At 69.4% G+C, this 3,112-nt stretch carries 2 protein-coding genes; both read right to left on the bottom strand.

The window, feature by feature from the left end; genetic code table 11:
• Positions 1-418, bottom strand: a 418-nt coding sequence (locus FJ251_14920; GenBank protein ID MBM4118994.1) for a hypothetical protein, incomplete at its 3' end; no start/stop codon positions are given.
• A gap of 160 nt (positions 419-578) precedes the next feature.
• Positions 579-3,112: DUF3520 domain-containing protein (locus tag FJ251_14925; GenBank protein ID MBM4118995.1), on the bottom strand; the 2,534-nt coding region annotated here is incomplete at its 5' end.

The raw sequence follows: 3,112 nt of genomic DNA on the forward strand, positions 1-3,112 counted from the left end.
CCAGGAGCGCCCGCGTGCTCAGGCGAGCCTCCTTGACCCTTGTCTCGAGCGTGCGGCTGTTCAGCTGCTGCGCCTCTTCGATCCACTGACGCTCGGTCTGCGCCGTGGCCACCTTCACCACTTCGCGCGCCTTCGTCCAGGGCATCTCGCCGCGAGTCAACGAGTCCTGTAGCTGCGGCAGGTGCTCCAAGCTCTCGGCCAGATGGATGAACTGGAAGGTCTTGTTGCGGGAGAAGCCCAGCACCTGCTCGGCGTAGGCATGAATGCTGGAGTAGCCGCAGTCGCGGTAGAGCCGCCGGCGCATCAGCTCGGCGAACCAGAGGACGGCGCTCTGCTCGGCGCGGCGCAACTCGGCGACGGCCGCACGCAGTCGGGCATCCACCGCGGCGGCGGGGAGATTCGGCAGGAACTCGGACATGGAAGGTCCTCGCAGGATCGAGGACGCGGGAGGTGGGGAGGCATGCAATATACTATGAGAATCCACGGCAGTCAAGTGCATCGCGACTAGAAGAGCTGTGGCCAGGAACAGCGAGCGCCGCCGCTGGCATGGGTCCAGCGACGGCGCTCGGCGCTTGGGCCTAGTCCCGGCCGCTGCGCGGCGGCTTGGACGGCCGGCGGGGTTCGTCCTCGCGGTCCTCGCGCCAGTCGCCGTCGCCGGCGTCCGCGAGGCGCGCCGCGCGCTCGACGAGGCGGGCCAGCTCGCGAGCCGCTTCGTCCCCGCGCAGCTCCTCGGCGAGGCGAGCGGCCGGGCGAACCAGATCGGCGAGACGGCTGTCGCGCGCCCAGTAGCTGCCGCGCAGGATTTCGGCGAACTCGGCGGCGAGGGCGGCCAGGCGCAGGCGGGCGGCGGCGCGCGAGAGCTCGACGCTGAGATCCGCGGTCGTGAGGCGCCGCTCGAGCTCCACAACCTCGCCCGCGCGGCGGTCCTGCTCGGGCTTCTCGTAGCGGAAGCGCAGCACGCCGAGGCCGAGCGGCTGGTTGCGGTCGGCACGGCCGTCCACGCTGCGCTCGGCCTCGCCGCTGAGCTTGATCTCGTAGAGGGCGACCACGCGATGGCCGGCGCCGATCTCGCCCGCATCGACGGCATCGTTGCGGAAGTCGCGGTCGGCCACATCGCGGTTCTCGTAGCCGATCAGGCGCCAGCGGGCGACCTGCTCGGGGTCGAACTCCACCTGGATCTTGGCGTCGCGGGCCAGCGTCTGCAGCGTGCCGGTGAGGTTCTCGCGGAACACACGCTGCGCTTCCTCGATGCGGTCGACGTAGTAGTAGTTGCCGTCGCCCTTGTCAGCCAGGGTCTCCATCAGCACGTCGTTGTAGTTGCCCATGCCGAAGCCGATCGTGCTCAGGTGGATGCCGCGGTCGGACTGGTAGCGCACCTTGTCCAGGATGCGCTCGGCGTCCGTCTCGCCGGTGTTGGCCACGCCGTCCGAGCATAGGATCAGCCGGTTGATGGCGCGGGCGTCGTAGATGCGGCTGGCCATCGTGTAGCCGAGGTCGAGGCCCTCTTCGGCGTTCGTGCTGCCGTTGGGGTGCAGGCGCTCGATGGCGCGCTCGATCGTGCGGCGGTCCTCGAGCGAGGTCGGCGCGAGCACGATGCGGCCCTCGCTGCCGTACTCGATGATGCCCACACGGTCACTCGGTTCCAGCTCTTGGAGCAGCATGGCGAGCGCGTGCTTGACGAGGCCGAGGCGGTTCTCGCGGTCCATCGAGCCCGAAGTGTCGATGACAAAGACCAGGTTCGCTGGGCGCCGCTCGTCGTCGTCGATCGTGCGGGCCTGGAGGCCCAGGCGCAGCAGGTGGTAGCCGCGGCCGTAGGGCGCGGGCGCGCCGTCGGCGTGCAGGGCGAAGTCGCCCTTGCGCACGCGGCCGTAGCCGGGATCGAAGAAGTTCACGAACTCCTCCACGCGCACGGCCTCCGGCGGCGGCAGCTGGCCCTCGTCGAGATAGCGCCGCACGAGCGTGTAGGAGGCGTTGTCCACGTCCACGGCGAAGGTGGACAGCGCGTCCTCCTCGGTCACGATGAAGGGGTTCGTGCCGTAGTCGCGGAAGTACATAGCATCGAAGGGCTCGCCGTTCGGGTTGCGGTAGTCCGGCGGGATCCAGCAGCGCCGGCGGCGGAGGGCGCGAACTTCGTCGTCCACATCCTCGCGCCCGGCAATGAGGGTGCCCTCCAGGCGCGGCTCGTCGATCCGCTGCCGCTTCATCTCAGCGGGAGCTGCCGGAGCTGGGCTTGCTCGCAGTGCCATGCCCTCATTGAGGCCCTCCACTGCATTGGCATTGCGCTCACGCGCGCCCTTGGAGCTGGTACTCCGCGAGGCTTTCACGTCGACGAGCGGCGGCTCACCTTCGATGATAATGGTCTCCAGCTGCAGCGCCGCTGACTTGTTCATGGCGAACTCCTCAATCTGCGACCCAGCTGAGCCGATGCCGAGGTTCTCGACGCGCGCAGATTCATAGCCCAGAAAGCTCGCCACGATGGCGTAGGTCCCATCGGGAAGCAGGAACTCGAAGCTGCCATCCTCCTGCGTCATCGCCCCATAGTTCGTGCCTTCCACGATCACATTGGCGAAGGGAATCGGCTTCCCGGTCGTCGCATCGCGCACCCTGCCGTAGATCCTCGAAATCCCGCTTTGGTCCGCTTCCATCGTCACCCAGGACAGCAGGCTGTCGGGCAGCGCCTCGGAGAGCGCCAGAACCTGCAGCTCTCGCTTTGGACTGGCTTCTGCCGCCGCACCATCGGCCCGCTGCGCCAGGCCTGGTGCAGGAGCAGAGGTCTCGACGGGCGGCATGGGACTCGCCAGGCTGCCTTTCGTCCTGGAAGCCGCGGCGTCCCGGCGCCCCGCCTCGGGAGCCGCGACGGTGGACTCTTCGACGGGGACCGCCGGGCCCGCGGCCTTGCCTTCGTTCCCGCCCCCGGGGGCGGGCTCAACCTGCGGCGTCTCGTACGCCGCGCGCGGGGCATCGGTCTGGCCGGCGGCGCGGCCGGTGAGGGCGTCGCCACCATCCGTGCGCAGCGGACCGGCCTCGGGCAGGACGCGCGGGCTGAGCTCCTCGAGCCGACGCTCGGGATTCTCGCCGCTGAGCATCACCGCGAGGATGAGGCCGGCGGTCA

This window comes from bacterium, from assembly GCA_016873475.1.
Classification (GTDB): Bacteria; Krumholzibacteriota; Krumholzibacteriia; order JACNKJ01; family JACNKJ01; genus VGXI01.